Source organism: Paraprevotella xylaniphila YIT 11841 (assembly GCF_900683745.1).
Classification (GTDB): Bacteria; Bacteroidota; Bacteroidia; order Bacteroidales; family Bacteroidaceae; genus Paraprevotella; species Paraprevotella xylaniphila.
Map to the genome: position 1 here is coordinate 790,575 of NZ_LR215980.1, position 18,125 is coordinate 808,699.

General features: G+C 45.4%; 13 protein-coding genes and 1 tRNA gene. 10 read left to right on the top strand and 4 right to left on the bottom strand.

Translation table 11 applies throughout. The annotated features are described in order from the left end of the window. Nucleotides 1-2 precede the first annotated feature (2 nt). Entirely contained in the window at nucleotides 3-1,184 is a 1,182-nt protein-coding gene (locus E0E47_RS03120; RefSeq protein WP_130892854.1) for a radical SAM protein, read from the top strand. Between the two features lie 171 nt (nucleotides 1,185-1,355). Then, entirely contained in the window at nucleotides 1,356-2,471 is a 1,116-nt protein-coding gene (locus tag E0E47_RS03125; RefSeq protein ID WP_130892855.1) for a glycosyltransferase family 4 protein, read from the top strand. Here the strand turns inward: E0E47_RS03125 and E0E47_RS03130 are convergent. The 3 genes from E0E47_RS03130 to E0E47_RS03140 are packed head-to-tail and all read right to left on the bottom strand — an operon-like array spanning nucleotide 2,434 to nucleotide 6,167. Continuing rightward, the gene (locus E0E47_RS03130) at nucleotides 2,434-5,343 is read right to left on the bottom strand and encodes a golvesin C-terminal-like domain-containing protein (protein WP_130892856.1); all 2,910 of its coding nucleotides are present in this window, start codon (nucleotides 5,341-5,343) and stop codon (nucleotides 2,434-2,436) included. The two genes, E0E47_RS03125 and E0E47_RS03130, sit on opposite strands and share 38 nt — an antisense overlap. Further along, nucleotides 5,343-5,897, bottom strand: a complete 555-nt coding sequence (locus tag E0E47_RS03135) for a 1-acyl-sn-glycerol-3-phosphate acyltransferase (protein ID WP_008627547.1) — start codon at nucleotides 5,895-5,897, stop codon at nucleotides 5,343-5,345. Before E0E47_RS03135 ends, E0E47_RS03130 begins: the two co-directional genes overlap by 1 nt. Further along, on the bottom strand, nucleotides 5,898-6,167 hold the full coding sequence (locus E0E47_RS03140; RefSeq protein ID WP_130892857.1) for a hypothetical protein: 270 nt from the start codon (nucleotides 6,165-6,167) through the stop codon (nucleotides 5,898-5,900). 187 nt (nucleotides 6,168-6,354) lie between these two features. Between E0E47_RS03140 and E0E47_RS03145 the strand changes: the two genes are divergently transcribed. After that, nucleotides 6,355-7,992: a diphosphate--fructose-6-phosphate 1-phosphotransferase gene (locus tag E0E47_RS03145; protein WP_008627564.1), complete on the top strand. Its 1,638-nt coding sequence runs from the start codon at nucleotides 6,355-6,357 to the stop codon at nucleotides 7,990-7,992. 89 nt (nucleotides 7,993-8,081) lie between these two features. After that, a complete protein-coding gene (locus tag E0E47_RS03150) occupies nucleotides 8,082-9,035 on the top strand; it encodes a glycoside hydrolase family 25 protein (RefSeq protein ID WP_420873294.1) in 954 nt (317 codons plus the stop codon). A 63-nt stretch (nucleotides 9,036-9,098) separates the two neighbouring features. On the opposite strand, the gene prmA is transcribed toward E0E47_RS03150, so the two are convergent. Further along, nucleotides 9,099-9,944: a 50S ribosomal protein L11 methyltransferase gene (gene prmA, locus E0E47_RS03155; protein WP_130892859.1), complete on the bottom strand. Its 846-nt coding sequence runs from the start codon at nucleotides 9,942-9,944 to the stop codon at nucleotides 9,099-9,101. A 146-nt stretch (nucleotides 9,945-10,090) separates the two neighbouring features. On the opposite strand from prmA, the gene E0E47_RS03160 reads away from it, so the two are divergent. From E0E47_RS03160 to E0E47_RS03185, 6 genes are all read left to right on the top strand, one after another. Next, complete coding sequence (locus E0E47_RS03160) at nucleotides 10,091-11,101, top strand: hypothetical protein (protein WP_130892860.1); 1,011 nt, start codon at nucleotides 10,091-10,093, stop codon at nucleotides 11,099-11,101. A 32-nt stretch (nucleotides 11,102-11,133) separates the two neighbouring features. Continuing rightward, nucleotides 11,134-12,780: a hypothetical protein gene (locus tag E0E47_RS03165; RefSeq protein ID WP_130892861.1), complete on the top strand. Its 1,647-nt coding sequence runs from the start codon at nucleotides 11,134-11,136 to the stop codon at nucleotides 12,778-12,780. Between the two features lie 87 nt (nucleotides 12,781-12,867). Beyond that, nucleotides 12,868-12,941: transfer RNA gene (locus E0E47_RS03170), tRNA-Ala, on the top strand. A gap of 247 nt (nucleotides 12,942-13,188) precedes the next feature. Then, complete coding sequence (locus E0E47_RS03175; protein WP_420850128.1) at nucleotides 13,189-15,930, top strand: SusC/RagA family TonB-linked outer membrane protein; 2,742 nt, start codon at nucleotides 13,189-13,191, stop codon at nucleotides 15,928-15,930. Nucleotides 15,931-15,941: 11 nt separating this feature from the next. Further along, nucleotides 15,942-17,576 (top strand): RagB/SusD family nutrient uptake outer membrane protein, encoded by a 1,635-nt coding sequence (locus E0E47_RS03180; protein WP_130892862.1) that lies wholly within the window; start codon nucleotides 15,942-15,944, stop codon nucleotides 17,574-17,576. A 122-nt stretch (nucleotides 17,577-17,698) separates the two neighbouring features. After that, nucleotides 17,699-18,118: a SoxR reducing system RseC family protein gene (locus E0E47_RS03185; protein WP_130892863.1), complete on the top strand. Its 420-nt coding sequence runs from the start codon at nucleotides 17,699-17,701 to the stop codon at nucleotides 18,116-18,118. Nucleotides 18,119-18,125: the final 7 nt, after the last annotated feature.

An 18,125-nucleotide genomic window follows, 5' to 3' on the forward strand; every position in this document is an offset into this window, starting at 1 on the left:
TTATGGCAGAAAAGAAACTGAACGGTACGGTCATCGTGACGTACCGATGTAATGCGCGTTGCTCGATGTGCAACCGCTATAAGGCTCCGTCGAAGGCGGAGGAGGAAATCTCTATCGAGACGATTAAGAAGCTCCCGAAGATGTATTTTACGAATATCACCGGAGGGGAGCCGTTTATCCGTACGGACTTGAAGGAGGTGGTACGTGAACTGTATAAGAAGAGTGACCGTATCGTCATCTCTACCAACGGCTTTTTCACGGATCGTATCATCGAACTTTGCAAGGAGTTTCCACAGATCGGTATCCGCATTTCCATTGAGGGGTTGGAAAAGACCAATAATGAAATCCGTGGCTTGAACGATGGTTTCCGTCGTGGTTATAATACCTTGAAGAAACTCCGCGAGATGGGAATGAAGGATGTGGGTTTCGGCATGACTGTGCAGGACAAGAATGCGCCGGACTTGGTGCCGCTGTATGAGCTCTCCAATAAGATGGGGATGGAGTTTGCCACGGCTTCCCTGCATAACTCGTTCTATTTTGTAGAAGCTAAGAACATCATCCACGACCGTCCGATGGTAGCTAAGAATTTTGAAAACCTGGTCAATGAGTTATTGAAATCGAATTCTCCCAAGAAATGGTTTCGTGCTTATTTCAACCATGGGCTTATCAATTACATCTACGGTCAGAAGCGCCTGTTGCCTTGCGACATGAGTTTCGACACGTTCTTCATTGACCCGTATGGCGACGTGATGCCTTGTAACGGGACGAAAGACAAGGAGGTGATGGGCAACCTGAACCGGCAGACGTGGGAGGATTTGTGGAACAGCCCCGAAGCGGAGAAAGTGCGTCGGAAAGTACGTTGCTGCAACCGTAACTGTTGGATGATTGGTTCGGTGTCTCCGGCCATGCACAAGTATATCGCAACTCCGGCCTTATGGGTGGCCAAACATAAGCTGAAGTCGCTTTTAGGCATGAAGTATTCCATGTATGAGAATCCTGTATGCTGTGATTACCGCGACGGGAAAGTGACTAAAGAACAACTTGACCGTTTGTCTACGTGTGACGTGAATGCGGAAATCAATAACGGTCTTTCCGATGATTCCAAAGCAGCCTTGAAGGGTAAACGGGGTGAGGATATTGTGAATGCCGATGTGGCCAGGCAAGGGTATGAGATTACCCACTAATGCTTTCCTTTACCCGTCAGCCAAAGCCAAAGGGCAGAAAGGCATGCCAACGATAGGATGCCGACATATTGGAGTGTTTCTTTGATTCGGGTGGCAAATGCTCTCATGAGTTCTCGAAGTTGTGGTATTTGCGTGTAAAAGTAATGAATTATTTTCAATGCGGATGGTAAAATGAAGAAAATAGTAGTAACCGGAACTCGTGGCATTCCCGGTGTCATGGGTGGGGTGGAGACGCATTGTGAGGAATTGTTCCCACGTCTGGCTCAACAGGGATGGGATGTGACGGTGGTGCGCCGTTCCGATTATGTGAAGGATGGCCTGAAGAAGTGGAAGGGGGTCCGGCTCGTCACGCTTCCTTCCCCCAAGAAAAAATCGTTTGAGGCCATCATCCATACTTTCCGTGCCATTAACGAAGCCCGGAGGTTGGGGGCTGACATCTTACATGTCCACGCCATCGGTCCCGCCTTGCTCGTACCGTATGCCAAGATGTTGGGGATGAAAGTGGTATTTACCCATCATGGGCCGGATTACGACCGGGACAAGTGGGGGCTTGCGGCCAAAACGATGCTGGAACTCGGCGAACGCATGGGGTGCATGTTTGCAGACGATGTCATCGTCATATCCGATGTGATTCGTAACCTGGTAAGGCAAAAGTACGGACGGACAAGCCGTGTACACCTTATATATAATGGGGTATCCCAACCGGAAATTTGCGATGAGCCTGAATATTTTGAAGAATTGGGAATCGAGAAAGGAAAATATATTTTAGGCATGTGCCGTTTTGTGCCGGAGAAGAATTTGCACCATCTGGTAGAGGCGTTCATCCAAATGGAAAATAACGAAAGTATCAAGTTGGTTCTTGCCGGTGATACTGATTTTGAAGACGACTATTCCCGGTCGTTGAAAGAGACGGCCAAAGCAAATGGGGTAGTGTTGACTGGTTTTGTCAAAGGGCGCAAGCTCCATTCCTTGTTGACCCACTGCCGCTGCTACTGTTTGCCGTCAAGCCACGAGGGGCTTCCGATAGCCTTGCTTGAAGCTATGAGTTATGGCGTGGAAGTCGTAGTCAGCGACATCCCTGCAAACCTTGAAGTCGGCTTGGCCAAGGATTGCTATTTCCCGGTAGGAGACGTTGGGGCTTTGGCACAAAAATTGGACAAGATAGCTGCTTCACCTTTAAAACATGTTGGCTACGACATGTCGAAATACGATTGGAACCGGATTGCCACGCAAGTAGAGGAAGTCTATCTTACCTTGACAGCAGGAAACTCAGGAACGCACCCATGACCTTATCCCTGTCGGCGGCATATTTGATGCACTCGAAAGGGAATCCCAAGGTAATCGCATGGTAGTCTTCCCCTTGGTAGGCTACGGCGGCCGAATAATTGGTAGGCGTATATAATAAGGTGGAAAATGCTTCGGGAAGGGGTATCAGGCAGTCCGCATGTGTGACGGCATAATGTTGGGAATTGAGTTCCGTGTACAAATGAAGGGTGGTATTCATGCCCGTGGCTTGAGAATAGGCATCCAAGGTGACCGGAGCGTATGCGTCTACTTTCAGCGTATTGCGCAGGAAGTCTGCATTTTCCTTTTGTTTCTGGTCGCGGGCAATATAGGCACCGCTCACCAACAGGCTGCCGCGCATGCGGGTAAATTCTTGTAACGCACTACATAAAACAGGTGTCAATGACGGATACGGTCGGGTACTGTATCCGTCATTTTTTTGCAGGCCCAGTATCAAATCCACTATATTGTATTCATTCAGGTTTACCATTTGTGCCTCTACTGCCGCACGGGAAGCGGATGCAAACGAGTATTTGCCTGCAGTGGCTATGGCTTCACCATGCATGCGGCTATGGTCGAATGTATTTCCCGCTATCATCTTGCCTTCAAGTTCATTCCCGCTAAAGCCCCACGCGCTTTTGGGGTTCAGTTCTGTGTTGAATACGATTTGCCGACCGCAGAATCCGGGAGAACGCATATAAGGAACACCGGGATCCGCTGACAGGTCGAATCCCCGGGTCGAATCCGTCTGGATAACCTGTGGCCCGGCCACCCTCTGGAAGCCGTCGATAATCAGGACCTTGGCAAAGGCGTTTTTGGCTATCATGGCCGACAGTTCCTCCGAAGGAAAACTTTCTCCACCGTCGTTCACGGCTGTCACTTTGAACGAGTAAACCACATTCTCCTCCGCACGGAACGAGAACCGAGGCTCATGTACAAATGTGCCATTGTCATAACCATGTTCTCCTTGCCGGGTATACACAATGTAACCTTTTGGAGTTGCAGAGGGTTCAAGCTCGTCTTGTTGGGGAAGCCAGGATAGCGTTATTTCCTTTTCATCCGGGTTTAAACGAGTCTGGAAACAAGTAACGGGAAGGGGCTGTACGGCATAACCTGCCTCATGTTGATAGGATGTATATTTCAGTACTCCTTTATATATGGCCCGTGCCAAATTGAATTTGAATGCAGGGTCGTGTCCCAAAGCCATATCCCGGAAATTCTGGTGGGATAACATTTCCAATATCATGGCCGGGACTTGGGGTTCGCGCGTTTCACTGTAATTCCGGTCGAACATTTGGCGTCTTTTCCATTGCCCGTAAAGGCCATTTAAATCCTCGTTCACTTGTGTCATGACCACATCGCATAACTCACGTGATGCCAATCGTGACATTCCGGCCGCAAACTTCCCTTCATTAAAATCCGTGGTATAAATACCTAATGTACCGACAAAAGTGCTGTCGGGGGCTATGCCGGCGTCGCTATGAAGCGCGATGGCCAGTTCAATCGGTACATGCAATCCGCTGTCGGCCGGAAAATAAGAAGAACCTCCGGCCAGATAGTTCGTCATATATGAACGGACATTGATGTCGTCGCTATAATCGTTTGTCCCGTTTTTACCGCTGTATACGGAATAAGGCATGCCGCTCCATTGTGCATTGTAACGGGCACCTTCCAAGTACCTCGGGAAACCGCTTACGACTTCCTGCAAAGAATCTCCACGGGCAATGTTTCCCATCCCGCCTCCGAATCGTACGGCATCTGCTGTCACCGTTCCGCGATGGTTGCTCAGATTGCTTAAACTGACATAATTGGAATGGGGCTGGTCTTTGTCGAAATCAAACGTCCCAAGATAAACCCAAGTTCCTCCTCCCATTTGTTGGTTGACTTTGAAGGTCGTAGACACACCTTGGTGGCGAACCACATAATGGGCGTCGGAAACACTCGTGGGCAAGGTTACGTATGATACATATACGGCGTAGCGTCCGGACACAGGCATATTTGGCGTCCAACGTATTTCGGAAGCCTGGCTTTTTCTAGTTACCGTATGGGTACTGCGGACTGTCCCATCCGTAAAGGGGTTCTCGCCGTCGAGATAAGTCTGTTTGAGTGGTGCAAATCCCATACCTCCGTTTTCCCATACGTATTTGTTTTCATGTTCTGAATATGTTCCGCCCGAATCCCGGGTGTCATTGTCCACTATCACTTCGTGGGGCTGCCAATCCCTTTCACGGGGAGTAAAGACGTATGCTCCGGCATTTTCCAACATGGGGATTAAGTAGGGGATGACTATCGTTTGAGTGAACAAATCTTCTGTCGTGCAGTATAAATACGGCCGCTGCCACATCCACTCTTTTTGGTCGTTCTTGTAATAGCGTCCATGGCTGGCCCAAACAGACAAATGGCGTTGTTGCATACCTTTGGTGATAGGATAGGGGCGTTGCATCCGTTCCACCCACGGCGCCCCGTGATACAAAGCCTTCCCCCATTTCTTTTGCACTTTCGATGAAGCTCCGTTCATGTCCGTAACAAGATGCTCTATGGGGATTCCGTTACCGTATATAATAATAGTATAAGCGTTGTATGGCGCAGGAAGCAAACGTTTTACGGCACGATAGATTTCATCAACCTTATCCCTGCTAAAAGACTGCCCGGCAAAGAGTTCATTCAGGTAAATCTCTGCCGTCCGTGCAGAAGCATCTACCTTGACCGTTTCTATCCGACAGCGGTCGGTGGCTGTGGTATAAGATGTCTGATAGTCAGAGAAATAATCACCCAATTTGGCTTTTACTATTTTCTCACCACTCTGTGAATATACGGAAAGTCCTAGCAAGAATGCTCCCGCCAGGACCATAAGCCTTTTTTTCATACTTATCATTATTTTAATCCGGTTGCGAACTTTTCAGGATGTCGTCCTGTGAAATCTTTGAAGTATGTTTTAATGTCGTTCATCTGTTCATCTATGTTTCCGTTGGGGATGATTACCTGAGTGCAACGTATAGTTTTGGTTGGATAGTCAACTCCATACAGTAAAATAGGCAGCCCGGCTTTCAAGGCGATATAATAGAATCCTTTTTTCCATTCTTCCGTACGTGAACGAGTGCCTTCCGGAGTAATGCAAAGGTGAAAATTATCCCGTTCCCGGGCCACTTGTGCCAACTGGTCCGTCATACTCATCTTCTTGTTCCGGTATACTGGGATTCCTCCCAACCATCGCATTAAGATTCCCAAAGGCCAGAAAAACCATTCCTTTTTCATTAAGAAGTCGCAACGGAAGTCCATTGCACGGCTATAAAGCACTCCTAGCACGAAATCGAAATTACTTGTATGAGGTGCCAGTGCAATGATATACTTATCTCCCATGGGGACCGTCACGTCTACTTTCCATCCCATCACCCTGAACAGGAGGAAACTGCAAAAATGCCGGCTCATTTAACAAAGCTGACTGATTGTGCTGATGATATCGCTGACTTGTGCATTGAAATCCATACGCAGCTTCTTGTAGAATCCTTTTACGTTTCCTGGTTCCGTATGACTGATCCTGCTGACAAATTCATCATGCATCAACAATATGCGGACCATTACGTTGTCCACATCTTCTTGTTTTATATCTACTTTGTAATGCGTCAACGCTACGCATTCCGCAAACAGTTCACTACAGATATAGTTGATATTCTTTTTTAATGTTCTTCTTTTAGCCATATTCTTTAATCTCAAATTATGATGTAAATTAGTAACTTGGACAAAGATACGCAAAGTTGACGATATCGGGAAATTTTATAGAAGAAAATAAACTGTATGTTTTTGGGGTGAGAGTTTCTTCATTCCGACAAAAAACATTAATTTTGTGTGCTGAAAATGCTTTTCAACAATTAATTAGAATCACAACATGGAAAAAAGTGCATTGCAAATTGCAAGAGCGGCTTATCAGCCCAAGTTACCCAAAGGATTGCAGGGTAACGTATCTGTAAAGGAAGGCGCACCCACGCAGTCTGTGGCCGACCAAGAGGAAATCAAGAAATTATTCCCGAACACTTATGGAATGCCTCTCATTGAGTTCGTTCCGGGCGAGGCTCAATCTTACGCCCCGTTCAACGTCGGTGTAATTCTTTCCGGTGGCCAAGCTCCCGGCGGGCATAATGTCATTTGCGGCTTGTTCGACGGTATTAAAAGACTGAACCCAGAAAGCAAGTTGTATGGCTTTATTTTGGGACCTGGCGGATTGGTGGATCACAAATACATGGAGTTGACGGCTGACATCATAGACCAATATCGTAATACAGGCGGTTTTGACATGATTGGTTCCGGACGTACCAAACTTGAAAAAGAGGAACAGTTCGAAAAGGGGCTTGAAATCATCAAGGAATTGGGTATTAAAGCCATTGTCATCATTGGTGGTGACGACTCCAATACGAACGCCTGTGTCTTGGCTGAATATTATGCTGCGAAAAAATGCGGTGTGCAGGTTATCGGTTGTCCGAAGACCATCGACGGTGATTTGAAGAACGACCAGATTGAAACTTCTTTCGGTTTCGATACGGCTTGTAAAACGTATGCAGAGGTTATTGGCAACATTCAACGCGATGCGAACTCCGCTCGTAAATATTGGCATTTCATCAAGTTGATGGGACGTTCGGCTTCGCACATCGCTTTGGAATGCGCTTTACAGTGCCAACCCAACATTTGTATCGTATCGGAAGAAGTGGAAGCCAAAAACCAGACTTTGGATGATATCGTTACTTATATTGCTCAGGTTGTAGCCGACCGTGCAGCCGATGGAAACAATTTTGGTACGGTATTGATTCCGGAAGGCTTGATTGAGTTCATCCCGGCGATGAAGGCTTTGATTGCAGAATTGAACGACTTGTTGGCAACTCCGGAAGGTGCTGCATTGGCTAAGGACCAACAACGCGAATGGATTTTGAATAAACTTTCTGCAGCAAACAAGGCTGTATATGAATCTCTTCCCTTGGGAGTAGCTGCCCAGTTGACTATGGAGCGTGATCCGCATGGAAACGTGCAGGTTTCATTGATTGAAACGGAAAAACTGTTGTCTGAAATGGTTGCCAACAAGTTGGCTGCATGGAAGAAAGAAGGTAAGTTCAACGGTAAGTTCTCGGCGTTGCACCATTTCTTCGGCTATGAAGGACGTTGTGCTGCTCCTTCCAACTACGATGCTGATTATTGTTATGCTTTGGGTACAAGTGCCGCCATGTTGATGGCTAACGGCAAGACCGGTTATATGGCTATTGTGAAGAACACGACGGCACCGGCTGCTGAATGGATTGCCGGTGGTGTGCCCATCACCATGATGATGAATATGGAGAAGCGTAATGGTGAGATGAAACCGGTCATCAAAAAGGCATTGGTTCGTTTGGACGGTGCCCCGTTCAAGGAATTTGCATCGAGACGCAACCAATGGGCTCGTGAAACTTGTTTCGTATATCCCGGTCCTATACAGTATTTCGGTCCGACCGAGGTCTGCGACCAAGCTACCAAGACGTTGCAATTGGAACAAGCTAAGTAATTCATTTATAGATATGCAAGTCCCTTTATCCGTCGATGAAGGGACTTGTTATTTTTCTGAATAAAAGGATAATAGAGACCGTTTCTATCATGTGTGCACAAACGCCGCAAACTGTAAAAAACAGAAAAACGATTGTTCAGAGGGGAAGCCGTAAGAAAGTGGATAGCACTCCCACAGCACGTAGTCCTAAGAGAAAAACCGTTCCGCGCAAGAAGCAAAAGAAAAAAGGGACAAGCAAATGGTTGTTTTTCAAACGCTGGCCGTCGTGGGCGATATGGGTAGGAGCGTTGTCTTTAGGAATAGCTTATATACTTTTCTTTTATTATTTTTTTGTCGGTCCTTATTCATTCCGTTGGAAAGCCATCTATGGGGATCCTGTATACCCTGAAGGTTTTGACGTGCACGGCATTGATGTTTCTCATTATCAGGAAAACATAGATTGGGAACGTTTGCGCAACGCCAGCTTGAATTCATCCCCTGTCAGTTTTGTCTTCATTAAGGCAACCGAAGGTACGACACTATTGGATGACAATTTTAACCTAAACTTTTATGAAGCAAAGCAAAATGACTTTATAAGAGGAGCTTATCATTTCTTTTTGCCGGATGTGGATGCCCAAAAACAAGCTCGGTTTTTCTTGAAACAAGTACATTTGGAACCCGGTGACCTACCTCCTGTTTTAGACGTGGAAAAGGCAGGACGGCTAACGGAAACACAGCTCCAAAAGGCTGTAAAGACGTGGCTGGATATTGTAGAAAAAGAATATGGCGTGAAACCCATTATTTATACGGGATACAAATTCAAATTGCACTATCTGAATACTTCCGCATTCGATGAATATCCTTATTGGATAGCGCACTATTATGTGGAGAAGTTAGAATATAAAGGAAAATGGAATTTCTGGCAACATACGGACTGTGGAAAAGTTACCGGAATCAAAGGGAATGTAGACTGCAATATCTTCAACGGGTCGTTTGAAGACTTGATGAAACTGACCATACCGGAACTGGAAGACAATTATACCGACCCTGAAGATTCGTTATAAATAAAAATAAAGCCACCGGAAGTCCTACAGACATTACCGGCAGCCCCGGATTCATATCGCTTATTACAAATGTTCGAATAAAAGCGTAGCCCAGTTCTCTTTTTCCGTATGGTTGAGGTTGCTCAGCCCCAAGCTTTTCGCTTTTTGCACAAGCAAAGGTATATCTTCTACATAAAAACCGCTGAGAATCATTTGACTTCCCGCATGCATAACCGATACGAACGATGGCAAGTCGGCTAAAAGAATATTCCGGTTTATATTGGCCAGAATCAAGTCGAAAGCGTCTTTTCCTTGTAATATGGAGGCATTCCCTTCAACCACTTCCATGTTTTTTACACCATTCAGCAACATATTCTCTTTCGTATTGTCCACACTCCAACGATCTATATCGTAAGCCCACACCGATTTTGCCCCTTTCAAAGTACAGAAGATACCCAGCACTCCCGTACCGCACCCGGCATCCAGTACGGTTTTATGTCTGAGTTCCATCCCGAGCAAACGTTCCAATATCATGCCCGTAGTGTGATGCGTACCGGTACCGAAAGCCTGATGAGGATCTATCACGATATCATATTTGGCCGGAGATAGGTTATGATGCTCCGGGCTATGAATCAGAATACGGTCGGCGATTCGGACCGGTTCAAAGCCGTTACGTTCCCATTCCTCGTTCCAATTCTTATCTTCCGCTTCCGCCAACCGGTAGGTTACTTTCACCCCGTCCATGGGAAATAGGTCTGTCAAGCTATCCAATACGGAACGCTCGAAAAGTCCGGTTTGCACATATCCTTTCACTCCCTGTGGAGTATCTACAAAACTTTCCAAACCGGCATCGGCTACCAATGCCATCAAGATGTCGGCTGCAATCCTGCTATAAGGGGATATAATGAAATCCAATTCCAAATATTTCATATTGTTTATTTAATGTCGAGAATCTATTGGTTCTGCAAAAATAGCAAAAAAAGAGTTATATACTAAACTTTATTCTCGTTTCCGTATTGTCCGACAACCGAGAAAAAGTTATATTTGCATATAATATAGGTAAAGGAGAAAAGACAATGAAAAACAGAATATTATTTTCACTCATCGTTGCAGTGATTCCGTTTTTTGGCTTTGCACAAATAGATGATATGTATTTCGTCCCTCAAAAAGAGACGAAAGTGAATGAGGATAAGCATTCCCAACCGCAACCTTCGGTACGTACGATTTCAGAAAATACGGCAGTGGACACCCGCTCAGGATATGCTCAGGGAAGCATCAGGGATGTAGATGAATATAACCGACGATATCGTTGGGATAATGATAGTATATCTGCCGCTGAAGAGGAAGTGGCAGGTCAAGATAGTGCTTCAACCGATAACAACCGGGAAGAAGGGGGAGACTATCAATATACGAAACGAATTCTTCGTTTCAACACCCCGACCATCGGCGTTGCGGTCAGCAGTCCTTTATACTGGGACTTACGTTATGGTCCCAATTCCATATATTGGGATGTATATGATGATGGATTTTACGCATACGCTTATCCTAGCAGTTGGTATTGGGGACCTACCTTCTCCTACTCGTGGGGATGGGGATTATACAATCCTTATTGGGCGTGGGGAGGTCCTTGGTATGCCGGATGGTATGATCCTTGGTATTGGGGACCGCACTGGCATCATCCGCATTGGGGACATCCCGGTCATGGATGGTATCCATCAAGACCGGTTACTCGTCCCAGTGTAAGATATCGGGAGAATAGTTCCCTGGCAAGAGGAACATCCCGCACTAATGTAAGAAACAGTTCTTCTGCCAGAAGAGCCATACGAAACACGGGCAACACCAACCGGCAAACCATTTCGGAGAATTCGGCACGATTTACTCCAAATCGTTCTTCAACAACTACCAGGCAATCTCCTCGTACGCGTACGACTTCAACTCCTCAACGTAACACTCAACCGTCGAGAAGTTCTAACTTCACGCCATCGACCACAAGAAGCACTTTCCGTCCGTCGGTAAGTTCCCCCAGCCGTTCCGGAGGCGGTTTCTCCCCATCCAGGAGCGGAGGAGCACGAGGCGGTCGACGTTAACAAACAAAGATAAACCATAAAAGGAAGAAATAATGAAAAGAAAAAACCTCATATTTGTAAGCGCATTGCTAGCAAGCCAGTCTATGATGGCACAGACACCATATATGAACGAGAATTATATGCCGACCGATTTAATCGGAAGTGCGCGCTATGTAGGTATGGGCGGTGCATTAGGGGCATTGGGTGCTGATTTGTCTACCGCTTCTTCCAATCCGGCAGCATTAGGGCTTTACCGCAGAAGCGATGCAGCTTTATCATTCAGCGTGTTGACCCAACAGGAAAAACCGGATTTAAATGCAGACATGACCCATTTGTCTTTTGACCAGATGGGATTCGTGGTAAGTATCCCGGTTATGGCCAAAAGCGTAAGGTATGTTAATTTTGGAGTCAATTATCAGAAAAGAGCCAACTTCAACCAGTCATTTATCGCAGACAACGGAGCTTTGAACGGTTTGTCGCAGACGCAACAAATGGCAGACATTCTGAACCATACCCAGTATTCCACTCCTTTGGCAGACCTGATGTATAATTCCTGCCTTGTGAATCCGGAATACATACGGGATAACCAAGGTAATGTGCAGGCAGACCAAGAGGGGAATCCCTTATACGATTCTTATAATGCTTTAGAGTCAGATCGGAATAATTACGACCGTACGACGGAAGGCGGTATCGCAGGATATGATTTCAACCTGTCGATGAACATCAAAGACCGAGTGTATTTAGGTTTCACTTTAGGCGTGAACGACGTGGACTATTACAGTTACAGCACTTATCGGGAGTTCGGCACGATTTCGGACGGCCAAGGTAACTCTTACAGCGATTTCGAGAATTATTCCTTATATAATACCCAACATGTAAGTGGATATGGAATCAATGTGAAGTTGGGTGGTATATTCCGTCCCATCGGAAATTCCCCCTTCCGCATAGGTCTGGCCGTAGAAACACCGACTTTCTATCATTTGGAATCTTATTCTTCATATAGTATAGACTCTCCTATGATGGAGGATGAGAACTATGACATCTACATCAATCAAGACAGAAACGGTAAGTTTATATATACCAATTATCTTCCGGATGTAGATTTGGCAAACTTGCACATGAAAATTACCACACCGTGGAAATTTCGAGTTTCGTTAGGACATACGATTGGAACTTATCTGGCTATAGGAGCCGAATATGAATACGCCGATTACTCTAAAACGAAACAGGGGTATGAAGACTGGGACTACGACTATTGGGGCTATGGTTATTCCAGAGGAACGACACACGACCGCGATATGGATGCGTTGCACAAGTCTACGTTACGCGGAAGCCATTCTTTCAAATTCGGTATGGAATTGAATCTGACAGATAATGTCGCATTCCGTGCAGGATATAATTATTATTCCCGCATGTTCAAGGAAGAAGCGACTTTAGATCAAACGGGGCCTTCTCCGGCTTTCGGTTATCAAACTACAACAGATTATATGAATAAAGACGACGTGAATATATTCACAGCCGGTTTAGGTTACCACGGAAAGCATTTTTATGCCGATATGGCTTATAAGTGCCGCGTACAGTCGGGAGATTTCTATGCATTCGACGATACTTATATCACACAAACCGGTACTCGTCTTACTCCAGTGGATGTAAACCTAAATACCCATCAGGTATTTTTTACATTAGGATATAAATTCTAATTATAAAGGAGCAAAGTCAGAAGAAAAAACAGCAAAAAAGTTTTGCGTTTCAAAAAATATATCTAACTTTGTATCGTCAAAAAGGTTGGGGTATTAGCTCATCTGGCTAGAGCGTTTGACTGGCAGTCAAAAGGTGGCAGGTTCGAGTCCTGTATACTCCACTTTACATAAAAGCGAAAAAAACTTGTAGTCGCTAAAAATCAATATTTTTATTGGGGAATTTTATTATTCTATTTGGGTTATTCAACTTTATTACATTTTTTTTCTTTCTCTATTTTTCTTTCCTTAAAAAAGAGCTTATTTAAAAGAAATTCTGTATATTTGCCCATGTAATATTCAAACTATACCAACATTTACTCTTAAATCTCTTTGCTTATGAAAAAAGGGACATTTTTATGGTTGGGGCGAATGGGATTACCCCTTTCTTTGGCGTTATGCCATATATATCCTCTTGCAGCACAGAACAAAGTGATTCTGCCGGACTCCATTCCTTGGATGTTATCGGATTCATTAATGAAAGGGGATGTGCTGCAAATCGGTTATGCCACAGGAGACCGGAGAACCGTAGCAGGTTCTGTAGATCAGGTATCTGAAAATAGAATGAACAAAGGCATGATTTCCAATCCTTTAAACTCTATTAACGGGCAAGTGGCCGGTGTCAGTATGTTACCGGGAAGGGAGGCCATGCTCAACTCCGTACGTGTCCGGGGTACAACCTCCCTGACGGGGGGGAATGATCCTTTGGTAATCATTGATGGCGTATTTGCTGATTTGAGCACGCTAAGTATGATTTTTCCTGCGGACATCGAAAGCTTCACTATTCTCAAGGATGCTTCAGAAACGGCTCAATATGGCGCACGAGGTGCTTCGGGTGTCATAAAAGTAAGTACCAAACAAGGACACAGCGGAAGTTTCAGTTTGAGTTATGACGGAAATTTTAGTGTCGAGTCTATTTATAAAAACATAAAAATGCTTTCTGGAGAGGCTTTCAGGAACGTGGCACACGAAAGAGGCATATCAATTCTGGATTTGGGATATGACACGGATTTTCCAGAGGAAATCACGCGCATGGGATGGGTGCAAAATCATCATGTAGCTTTTGGAGGTGGTACGGAATCCTCTTATTACCGTGCTTCTCTGGCGCTTTTGGATCGAAAAGACGTGGTGAAAAGTTCAGACTACCGGAATTACATGGCCAAAATAGATATTACGCAACGGGCGTTCAACGACCGCCTGCGTTTCGACCTGGGGGTAATGGGGGCAGTACGTAAGAGCAACAATTTGGTAGATATACAAAAGACATTTTATTCAGCAGCAGCTTTCAATCCCACTTTTCCGGCCCACAAGAATGCGACGGGCGGTTGGGATCAAGTGACAACTGCCAGTTGGATTACCAACCCTTTGGCCTGGATGGAAGTAAGCGACGAAGAATCGAATGCGCATTTTAATGCCCATTTGAAAATGGAGTTGGTTTTAACCCCACATTTGGTACTTTCCGCCTTTGGTTCTTACCTGTACAATGTCATAGATAACGGACAATATCTTCCTACTACCGTATGGGCACATGGACAAGCTTATCGAGGCGAACAGAAGGTGGAAGATGTGTTGGGAAATATGATGTTGAACTTCAATCGAGCTTTTGGAAAACATAAACTGGACGCTCTCCTATTGGGAGAAGCGCAACAACGTATCATGTCCGGCTTCCACACAACTGTTACGAATTTCACAACCGACAAGTTCGGTTTTCACAACCTGCAGGCCGGAGCCGTAAGACTATGGGAGGGGACAGGCTCTTATTATGAGAATCCTCGTCTGGCATCTTTTTTAGGACGTGTCAATTATGTATACGACGATCGTTATGTGGCTACCGTAAACATGCGTACCGATGCTTCATCCAAGGTGGGACGTAACCACCGTTGGGGCTTTTTCCCATCGCTTTCCGCTGCCTGGATTCTGAGCGAGGAAGATTTCATGAAATCTCTCTATTGGCTGAACAACCTCAAATTCAGAGTCGGTTACGGGTACTCTGGTAATCAGGATGCCATTGATTCTTACAATTCCCTCCAGTTGGTGAAACCTAATGGAGTAGTATCTTCTGGTGGTGACCCAACGGTGACAATGGGTTTGATACGCAATGCCAATCCTGACTTGCGTTGGGAGGTAAAACGTACGATGAACGTTGGACTGGATGCTGCTTTTTGGGACGGACGGGCTATTTTCACATTTGATTATTACCATTCCGTCACGGATGACATGCTGTACCAATACGATGTAAGCGTACCGCCATTTGCCTATAATAAATTGTTGGCCAATTTAGGTTCCATGCGTAACAGCGGAGTGGAATTGGGATTCGGCTTCACTCCTTTGCGTAAAAAAGACATGGAACTGAACGTCAACGTCAACGTCACGTTCCAACGCAATAAGTTACTTTCTCTAAGTGGAATGTATAATGGAGAATATATGTCGGCTCCACAATATACGCCGATTGCCGACTTAACCGGTGCGGGCTTTCATGGCGGATATAATCATATTGTATACCAGATTGTAGGGCAGCCTTTGGGTGTCTTTTATTTACCCCATTGTACAGGACTCATCCAACGCGAAGACGGAACATACGCATACGAAATAGCCGACCTTGACGGAGGAGGCGTGGACCTGGAAGACGGGGGGGACCGTTACGTGGCAGGACAGGCCACTCCCAAAACTCTATTGGGTTCTAACGTCAGCTTCCGTTATAAGAATGTGGACGTATCGTTACAAATCAATGGTGCTTTCGGACATAAAATTTATAATGGTACGGCCTTGGCTTATATGAATATGGGAAGTTTTCCCGATTACAACGTACTGGCAGCCGCCCCTCAACGTAATATTTACGACCAGACTGCTACAGATTACTGGCTTGAAAACGGAAACTACGTGAATTTTGATTATTTGACTATCGGTTGGAATATTCCGTTGAAGAAATGGGGCAAATACGTGCAGCATCTGCGTTTATCGGCGTCGGTGAACAATCTGGCTACCATTACGGCCTATTCCGGACTGACCCCAATGATTAACAGTTACATCGTAGATGCCACACTCGGAGTGGACGACAAACGGAACTATCCGGTATATCGTTCTTATACCTTGGGATTAACTATTCAATTTTAAAGCATGACAACATGAAAAAGTGGATTTTATGGGCGGGATACACCCTTGTTTGCTGTTATGGTTGTGCAGGATTCTTAGATGAAGCTCCACGAGACCAATTACCCGAAGAGGACGCTTATGACACGCCTGCCAATATATACCTGAACACGGTGGCTACCCTCTATAACTATGTGGGTGGATACGAAGACAGTCAAGGGCTACAGGGCACTTGCCGAGGTGTATATGACTTGAACACACTGACCACTGATGAAGCTTTGTTGCCAACTCGCGGAGGAGACTGGTACGATGGCGGACTCTGGCAAGGATTGTTCTTGCACGATTGGGGAGTCAATAATGACGTGATAGCAGCTTCGTGGGAGTATCTATACAAAGTGATTGTGCTTAGTAACAAGTCGATAGAACGTCTGACGGAATTGCAGAACCGCAAGGATGCTCCTGCAGAATTGAAAAATTATGTGGCAGAAGTCAGAGCCTTTCGGGCGATGTACTACTATTATTTGCTAGATATGTTCGGGCGTGTGCCTTTGGTGTTATCTTCGTCCACCCCCATGAAGGACGTCAACCAAAGCGAACGTGAGGAAGTATTCAAATTTTCTGTAAACGAATTGCAGGCGGCATTGCCTTATCTGAATGAAGCGCACAGCAACCAAAAAGGAGAATATTATGGCCGGATGACCCGTCCGGTAGCTTGTTTTTTGTTGGCCAAACTATTCCTGAATATAGAGATTTATACGGACAACGATTGGACGGACGAAAACCATCCTGACGGAAAAGCATATCAAGTGAATATAGGATCTCAAACACTGAACGCATGGCAGGCCGTACAAGCGTATTGCGACTCGATACGTGTTATGGGATACAAATTATCTTCGCGCATGGTAGATAATTTCGTTGTGTACAACGAACCGTCGGAAGAAAATATTTTCACGATACCGATGGATAAACATGCATTGCAAAACCAAATGCAATATCTATTCCGTTCCCGTCATTACAACCATGGGAAAGCTTACGGGCTGAGTGGAGAAAATGGAACCAGTGCCACGATTGAAACCCTACGCACATTTGGCTACGATACCGATTCGGTAGACCATCGCTTCGAAGACAGCTTCTTTGCCGGAACGGTCTTGGATCCCAATGGCAATCCAGTGAAACTGGACGACGGAAGCACGTTGGAGTATTCGCCGTGGAGCATACGTTTGGACGTATCGGCACAACCTTACGAAAAATCTGCCGGCGCACGAATGAAGAAATATGAAGTAGACCTGAAAAGCACAAAAGACGGTAAATTGTCGGACAACGATATTGTATTGTTTCGTTATGCCGACGTATTATTAATGAAAAGCGAGGCTAAAATAAGAAACGGGGAAGACGGAACAGCTGAACTGAACGAAGTGCGGCGACGTTCCGGCATGTATCCTCGTCCAGCCACCCTTCACAATATCCTGGAGGAACGCAAACTGGAACTCGTATGGGAAGGATGGAGAAGACAGGACATGATTCGTTTCGGTACCTATACGCAAGCTTACACAGACCGTCCGCAACAGGAGGATGAAGCATCAGGCTACACCACGGTGTTTCCCATCCCTGCCAAGGTGTTGTCTTTGAATCCGCGATTATCCCAAAATCCCGGATATGAGACGAGGTGAATGACTCGAAAAAAACGATAGGTTAAAAAAAACAAATACAGAGAATTTTCTATTCGAATACCTACTATTAGTTACCAAATTAATGCTACATTTGCGGCAATTTGCAATATCGAGTTTACAAAATGGCCCAAATAATCATACATCGAGGTACCGTGAAAAGCGTGAGAGGAAAACACGTTAGTGTGCAAATAATCCAGGCTTCCGCGTGTTCATCCTGTGTGGCTAAAAAAATGTGCAATTCGTCGGAAAGCAAAGAGAAGTTGGTCGATATCGTCAGCCCCGAAGCATTTTCTTACCAGGTAGGAGAGGAAGTTCTCCTGACCGGAAGTGTGGAGATGGGACTGAAAGCCGTGTTTTGGGCATACGGTGCGCCGTTGTTGCTATTGATGGCTGTTTTGCTAGCCACCTTGCAAGTTACGGCCGATGAACCTTTGGCAGCTCTGGTAGCATTAGCCAGCCTGGTTGTCTATTATGTTGTGCTCTACCTCAATAAAAACAGGTTGACAAGAAAATTTTCATTTACCATTAAACACATAAAATAAATATTGT

Coding starts and splice junctions, on each gene's coding strand:
- prmA (WP_130892859.1), bottom strand. CDS start 9,944: ATGAAATATTTGGAATTGGATTTCATTATATCCCCTTATAGCAGGATT.
- E0E47_RS03180 (WP_130892862.1), top strand. CDS start 15,942: ATGAAAAAGTGGATTTTATGGGCGGGATACACCCTTGTTTGCTGTTAT.
- E0E47_RS03160 (WP_130892860.1), top strand. CDS start 10,091: ATGAAAAACAGAATATTATTTTCACTCATCGTTGCAGTGATTCCGTTT.
- E0E47_RS03145 (WP_008627564.1), top strand. CDS start 6,355: ATGGAAAAAAGTGCATTGCAAATTGCAAGAGCGGCTTATCAGCCCAAG.
- E0E47_RS03125 (WP_130892855.1), top strand. CDS start 1,356: ATGAAGAAAATAGTAGTAACCGGAACTCGTGGCATTCCCGGTGTCATG.
- E0E47_RS03185 (WP_130892863.1), top strand. CDS start 17,699: ATGGCCCAAATAATCATACATCGAGGTACCGTGAAAAGCGTGAGAGGA.
- E0E47_RS03150 (WP_420873294.1), top strand. CDS start 8,082: ATGTGTGCACAAACGCCGCAAACTGTAAAAAACAGAAAAACGATTGTT.
- E0E47_RS03130 (WP_130892856.1), bottom strand. CDS start 5,343: ATGATAAGTATGAAAAAAAGGCTTATGGTCCTGGCGGGAGCATTCTTG.
- E0E47_RS03135 (WP_008627547.1), bottom strand. CDS start 5,897: ATGAGCCGGCATTTTTGCAGTTTCCTCCTGTTCAGGGTGATGGGATGG.
- E0E47_RS03140 (WP_130892857.1), bottom strand. CDS start 6,167: ATGGCTAAAAGAAGAACATTAAAAAAGAATATCAACTATATCTGTAGT.
- E0E47_RS03120 (WP_130892854.1), top strand. CDS start 3: ATGGCAGAAAAGAAACTGAACGGTACGGTCATCGTGACGTACCGATGT.
- E0E47_RS03165 (WP_130892861.1), top strand. CDS start 11,134: ATGAAAAGAAAAAACCTCATATTTGTAAGCGCATTGCTAGCAAGCCAG.
- E0E47_RS03175 (WP_420850128.1), top strand. CDS start 13,189: ATGGGATTACCCCTTTCTTTGGCGTTATGCCATATATATCCTCTTGCA.